7 protein-coding genes and 1 pseudogene are annotated in these 5,472 nt (G+C 71.7%); 4 read left to right on the top strand and 4 right to left on the bottom strand.

Features of this window, described 5'->3' with window-relative positions:
- Together BZL64_RS37240 and BZL64_RS37235 are read right to left on the bottom strand one after the other, a co-directional pair.
- The coding region (locus BZL64_RS37240) for a serine/threonine-protein kinase (RefSeq protein ID WP_143663433.1) at positions 1-481 on the bottom strand (481 nt) is incomplete at its 3' end.
- Positions 482-554: 73 nt separating this feature from the next.
- Positions 555-1,403, bottom strand: a complete 849-nt coding sequence (locus BZL64_RS37235; protein WP_086773416.1) for a menaquinone biosynthetic enzyme MqnA/MqnD family protein — start codon at positions 1,401-1,403, stop codon at positions 555-557.
- A gap of 322 nt (positions 1,404-1,725) precedes the next feature.
- On the opposite strand from BZL64_RS37235, the gene BZL64_RS37230 reads away from it, so the two are divergent.
- Entirely contained in the window at positions 1,726-1,929 is a 204-nt protein-coding gene (locus tag BZL64_RS37230; RefSeq protein ID WP_073499902.1) for a cold-shock protein, read from the top strand.
- A 136-nt stretch (positions 1,930-2,065) separates the two neighbouring features.
- On the opposite strand, the gene BZL64_RS37225 is transcribed toward BZL64_RS37230, so the two are convergent.
- Positions 2,066-2,959, bottom strand: coding sequence for a LysR family transcriptional regulator (locus tag BZL64_RS37225; protein WP_086773415.1), 894 nt, complete (start codon positions 2,957-2,959; stop codon positions 2,066-2,068).
- A gap of 60 nt (positions 2,960-3,019) precedes the next feature.
- Here BZL64_RS37225 and BZL64_RS37220 point away from each other — a divergent pair, with 60 nt between their 5' ends.
- From BZL64_RS37220 to BZL64_RS37210, 3 genes are all read left to right on the top strand, one after another.
- Positions 3,020-3,391 (top strand): DoxX family protein, encoded by a 372-nt coding sequence (locus BZL64_RS37220; RefSeq protein WP_086773414.1) that lies wholly within the window; start codon positions 3,020-3,022, stop codon positions 3,389-3,391.
- A gap of 93 nt (positions 3,392-3,484) precedes the next feature.
- Positions 3,485-3,763, top strand: coding sequence for a hypothetical protein (locus tag BZL64_RS37215; RefSeq protein WP_086773413.1), 279 nt, complete (start codon positions 3,485-3,487; stop codon positions 3,761-3,763).
- Between the two features lie 49 nt (positions 3,764-3,812).
- Positions 3,813-4,457, top strand: a complete 645-nt coding sequence (locus tag BZL64_RS37210; protein WP_086773412.1) for a class I SAM-dependent DNA methyltransferase — start codon at positions 3,813-3,815, stop codon at positions 4,455-4,457.
- 27 nt (positions 4,458-4,484) lie between these two features.
- Here the strand turns inward: BZL64_RS37210 and BZL64_RS37205 are convergent.
- A pseudogene (locus tag BZL64_RS37205) lies at positions 4,485-5,387 on the bottom strand (FAD-binding protein); the annotation flags it as partial.
- Between the last annotated feature and the right edge of the window lie 85 nt (positions 5,388-5,472).

Raw genomic sequence — 5,472 nt, 5'->3', positions numbered from 1 at the left:
TGGCGCGGGCGATGCCGAAGTCGATGAGCAGGGGACCGTCGACGGTGAGGAGGACGTTGGACGGCTTGACGTCCCGGTGCACGAGGCCGAGTCCGTGGACGGTGTCGAGCGCTTCGGCGAGGCCCGCCCCCAGCACTCGTACGGTGTGCTCGGGCAGTGCGCCGCCGCCCGCGACCGCTGCGGCCAGTGAGGGTCCGGCCGCGTACGCGGTGGCGACCCAGGGGACGTCCGCCGTCGGGTCGGCGTCCAGGACGGGCGCGGTCCAGGCGCCGCCGACCCGCCGGGCGGCGTCGACCTCGCGCCGGAAGCGGGCCCGGAACTCCTCGTCGAGCGCGAGGTGCGGGTGCACGATCTTCACGGCGACGGTCCGGCCGCCGGCGCTGCGGCCGAGGTAGACGCGGCCCATCCCGCCGGAGCCGAGCCGGCCGAGCAGCCGGTAGGGCCCCACCTCGGTCGGTTCGTCGGCACCGAGCGGCTGCATGACGTCCACCCCTCCCCCGTAGGTCCGTGGACCTCTCGGGCCTCCGCGGCCCGCCAGCAGCCTAGTGCCGTCCCTACGGCTGAAGAAGGTCGACCTTGACGTCGGCCGGGAAGCCGGTCGTCGGGCCGACGCGGCGGGCGAACTCGGTGACGGCCGCCAGCTGGGCGGGCCCGAAGCGGAAGTCCAGGGTGGTGAAGTACCGCTCCAGGACCTCCTCGTCGAAGTTCTCCCAACGGGCCGCCTGTTCGGCGACCTTGGTGACCTCTTCGAGGGAGAGGTTGCGGGAGGCGAGGAAGGCCTCGTGGACCTTGCGGGTGATGAGCGGCTCACGCTCCAGGTAGTCCCGGCGCGCCGCCCACACCGCGAAGACGAACGGCAGGCCGGTCCACTCCTTCCAGAGCGCGCCGAGGTCGTGCACCTGGAGGCCGTACTTGGGGCCGTCGAGGAGGTTCGCCCGCAGCGCCGCGTCACCGATGAGTACGGCCGCCTCGGCCTCCTGCATCATCAGGCTCAGGTCGGGCGGGCAGGTGTAGTACTCCGGCCGGACGCCGTAGCGGTCGGACAGCAGGAGTTGGGCCAGGCGCACGGAGGTGCGCGAGGTGGAGCCGAGGGCGACGCGGGCGCCGTCCAGTTCCTCCAGCGGCACCTGGGAGACGATCACGCAGGACATGACGGGACCGTCGCAGCCGACGGCGATGTCGGGGAAGGCGACCAGGTCGTCGGCGTTCTTCAGGAACTCGACGAGGGTGATGGGCCCGATGTCGAGGTCCCCCCGCACCAACTGCTCGCTGAGCTTCTCCGGGGTGTCCTTGGTCAGCTCGAAGTCGAGGAGCGTGCCGGTTCTCGCGAGCCCCCAGTACAGGGGCAGGCAGTTGAGGAACTGGATGTGGCCGACGCGCGGCCGGGTGCGAGAATTGTCCACATCGCGACGATAGACCCCGTCCGCCGGCAGGCCGTCTCCGACCCCGCTACGGCCCTCTCCATCGACCCCGCGGGCGTCCGCCGTCAAGCCCTTTTCCGGATCTTCAAACGTCCGGGTGACGTGATCTTGACCTCTATTGCTTTCCGGTGCCCACATGCTAGGCTCGCCGCAAGTTGCAGTTTGGTTTCCCTTGCAGTACAGAGCCTGCGGAGCATGTAACCGCAGGCTCTTGACGTTTTCAGACGTATGCAGTTGTGCGGCACTTGCTTTCACGCTTGCAGGGTTCTGGAGCAGGGCAACCCTTTGGGCCCAAGGAGGGCTTATGGCTACCGGAACCGTGAAGTGGTTCAACGCCGAAAAGGGCTTTGGCTTCATCGCCCAGGAGGGCGGCGGCCCCGACGTCTTCGTCCACTACTCCGCGATCAATGCGCAGGGTTTTCGTTCGCTCGAGGAGAACCAAGCGGTCTCCTTCGACGTGACCCAGGGTCCGAAGGGCCCGCAGGCGGAGAACGTCACCCCCGTCTGATCGCTATCACACCCTGAGATCGCAAGTCTCTGAGAGCAGTACCCAAGGAGCCCCGCGCCGCAAGGCGACGGGGCTCCTGCCTTTCCGCGACGGCCCCCGCCAGGCCGGGTCCCGTCCCTCGGTGAGCGCCATCGGGTCAACTCCGGCTCAGCCGCCGCGCGAAGGCCTCCAGCAGCTCGTCCAGCAGCTCGTCCAGCGGCGCCCCGTGCGTCCGCCCCCGAGGCCGGGCCAGCCCCACCCGGCTCGGTGAGACCCCGCGGACCGGACGGAACACCACGTCCGGGTGGGAGTAGAAACGGGCCGCCGACGCCGGGGCCAGCGCCACGCAGCCACCCGCCACCGCTCCGAGCCATTCGTCGGGACGGCTGGTGACGGCGCCGACCCGGACGGGGTGCCCGTCCCGCTCCTGCGCCGCCAGCCAGTGCTCCCTCCAGGCTCCGGTGTCGGCTCCGGCCGCGACGAACGGCTCGTCCCACAGCTCCCGGAACTCCACCGTCTCGCTGTTCGCCAGCGGATGCCGAGCTGGTAGCAGCACCCCGCGCTCCTCGACGAACAACTCCCGCACCGTCAACCTCGCCTGGCCCGGGAACGGCAGACGCACCACCGCCGCGTCCACCTCGCCCCGCGCCAGGCCGGCGCTCGGGTCCGACCAGTCGAACTGCCGCAGTTCCACCCGCCACTCCGGCCGCGCTCGGCGGAATTCGGCGATGACCTCGCGGACGGCACCCACCGCGCCCGCGTCCAGGAAGCCCAGGCGCAGCACCCGCGCCGCCCGGCCGGTTGCCCGAACCGCCTCGTCCCAGCCGTCCAGCAGTGCGGGCACCCGTGAGGCGAACTCACGGCCGGCCTCGGTCAGCGCCATCCCCGACCGCGAACGCGTGAAGAGCCGTACCCCGAGATCGTCCTCCAGGCGCCGGATCTGCTTGGTCAACGCAGGCTGCGAGACGAACAGCCTCTCCGCCGCCCCGGTCAGGCTGCCCTCCTCCGCCACTGCGGCGAAGTACCGAAGCAGGCGCGTGTCCACGTCCATGCCAACAGGTTATAGAAGCAGGTATTGGACGGTGCCAAGGTGCCCGCGGACTCTGAAGACATGACCGGTACCCAGCTCGCGCTCCTCGTCGTCACCCTGCTCACCGCCGCCGTCAACGTCGGTATCGCCGCCGCCGACCTCGCCGGGGCGCGCTTCGTCCTCGCCAACTCGGCGGAGGTGGGTGTCCCCCGATCCTGGCTGCCCCGGCTGGCCGCCCTCAAGCTGGCCGGTGCGGCGGGCCTCCTCCTCGGCCTCCACGGCGCCGCACCGCGCCCTCTCGGCGCCGCCGCGGCCTGCGGCCTCGTCCTGCTCTACCTGGGCGCGCTCGCCTTCCATCTGCGCGCCCGCGTGCTCCACAACCTCGCGTTTCCCGGCTTCTACTTCGCCACCGCCGTCGCCTCGCTGGCCTTGGCCTCGACCGTGTCCTTCTGACTCCGGGGGCACTGGGGCTGCGTCGAGCCGCGACAATGTGGGTGCGCGCGCTTGACCGGGCGCGACGGGAACGGGACGGGAAACGGGGATCACATGGAAAACGGTGACGGGACAAGCGGCACGTCCGACGCCGGCGGGGCCACGCCCGCCGCGCCGCTCGGACTCGCGGCCGGACTGGGGATCGGCACGGCCCTCGGGGTCGCGCTCGGGCTCACCGTCTTCGACAACCTCGGACTCGGCCTCTCCCTCGGCATCGGCCTGGGCGTGGCCATCGGCGCGGGCGCCGACGCGGGCGCGGGCGTCGCGCGCAAGCGCGGGGAGACCGGGGGGACTGGGGAGACGCCTCGGCAGGCGGGCGAGTCCCCGGAGTAGGGAGTAGGAGGACGGAGGGCTGTCAGTGGTACCGGTTACGGTCCCGCGCATGACCGAAGCCTCCGATTTCCTCACCGCCACCCGTACCTTCTACGACGCCATCGCCGAGGACTACGCCGACCACTTCCGCGACCTGCACGCGAAGCTCCCCTGGGACCGGGCCGTGTTCGCGCTGTACGCCGAACTGGTCGGCGCGGGCGGGAAGGTGGCCGATCTCGGGTGCGGGCCGGGGCGGGTGACCGGGCATCTCGCGTCGCTGGGCCTGTCCATGTCCGGGCTCGACCTGTCGGAGTCGATGCTGGCGGTGGCACGGCGGGAGAATCCGCGAATCCGGTTCGAGCGGGGTTCGATGCTGGAGCTGGGGCACGAGGACGGCTCACTGGACGGGGTCGTCTCCTGGTACTCGTCCATCCACACGCCCGCGGACCGGCTCCCGCATCTCTTCGCCGAGTTCCGGCGGGTCCTCAAGCCCGGCGGGCACGCCCTCCTCGCCTTCCAGGTCGGTGAGGAGCCCAGGCACCTCGAACGGCCGTGGGGCCACCCGGTGTCCCTGGACTTCCACCGCCGCACGCCGGAGGGCATGGCCGGACTTCTTGCCGAAGCCGGCTTCTCCGTGCGGTCCCGGACGGTCCGCGCACCGGAGGCCGCACTCGACGAGAAGGTGCCGCAGGCCTACCTGGTGGCCCGCGCCTAGAGAGCCCGGCCGGAGAGAGAGCAGCTCCTAGAGGACCCCCGCGAGGTCCAGCGCGGCCAGGTAGCCGAAGGTCATCGCGGGGCCGATCGTCGAACCGGCGCCGGCGTAGCTGTGGCCCATCACGGCCGCGCTGGCGTTTCCGGCGGCGTAGAGGCCGGGGATCGGGGTGCCGTCGGGGCGCAGGACGCGGGCGCGGGCGTCGGTGCGCAGGCCGCCCTTGGTGCCGAGGTCGCCGGGGACGATCCGGAAGGCGTGGAAGGGCGGCAGCCAGAGCGGGGCCAGGCAGGAGTTCGGGACGACGGCGGGGTCCGTGTAGTAGTGGTCGTACACGCTGTCGCCGCGCCCGAAGTCGGTGTCCTGGCCGCGCAGGGCGAGGGAGTTGAAGCGGTCCACGGTGGCGCGCAGGGCAGCGGGCGGGACGCCGATGGCGGTGGCGAGGCCGTCCCAGGTCCAGGACTTGTGCGCGGCTCCGGAGCCGTACCAGTCGTCGGGGAGGGGCAGGGTCGGGGCGACGTCCTTGAACAGATACCGGTTGCGGTAGTTCTGGTCGACGATCAGCCAGGCCGGGATGGCCGGGTCGGTGGGGTGGCGGTCGTACATGGTGTGGACGACGTCGCTGTAGGGGGCCGCCTCGTTGACGAAGCGGGCGCCGGAGCGGTCGACGAGGAGGCCGCCGGGGAGGGTGCGTTCGGCGAGGCAGAAGTACGGCCGGCCGGGGACCGGGATGGTCGGTCCCCACCAGGCGTCGTCCATCAACGCGACGGACCCGCCGACGCGTTGTCCGGCGCGGATGCCGTCTCCCGTGTTCTCCTTCGCACCGACGGTCCACTCCGTGCCGATCGGCTGACGCTGGTACTGCGCCCGCATGGCCGCGTTGTGCTCGAAGCCGCCGGACCCGACGACGACTCCACGCCGGGCGCGTACGAGCCCGGCGTGGAGTCGTCGTCGGGTCCGGCGGCTTCGAGCACAACGCGGCCATGCGGGCGCAGTACCAGCGTCAGCCGATCGGCACGGA

The organism is Streptomyces bobili, assembly GCF_002154575.1.
Taxonomy (GTDB): domain Bacteria; phylum Actinomycetota; class Actinomycetes; order Streptomycetales; family Streptomycetaceae; genus Streptomyces; species Streptomyces bobili.
This window is presented reverse-complemented; position numbering and strand designations above follow the sequence as displayed.

What these genes read in the sequence shown, in the direction of transcription:
- BZL64_RS37230 (WP_073499902.1), top strand. Translation starts at nt 1,726, where the DNA reads ATGGCTACCGGAACCGTGAAGTGGTTCAACGCCGAAAAGGGCTTTGGC.
- BZL64_RS37225 (WP_086773415.1), bottom strand. Translation starts at nt 2,959, where the DNA reads ATGGACGTGGACACGCGCCTGCTTCGGTACTTCGCCGCAGTGGCGGAG.
- BZL64_RS37215 (WP_086773413.1), top strand. Translation starts at nt 3,485, where the DNA reads ATGGAAAACGGTGACGGGACAAGCGGCACGTCCGACGCCGGCGGGGCC.
- BZL64_RS37220 (WP_086773414.1), top strand. Translation starts at nt 3,020, where the DNA reads ATGACCGGTACCCAGCTCGCGCTCCTCGTCGTCACCCTGCTCACCGCC.
- BZL64_RS37210 (WP_086773412.1), top strand. Translation starts at nt 3,813, where the DNA reads ATGACCGAAGCCTCCGATTTCCTCACCGCCACCCGTACCTTCTACGAC.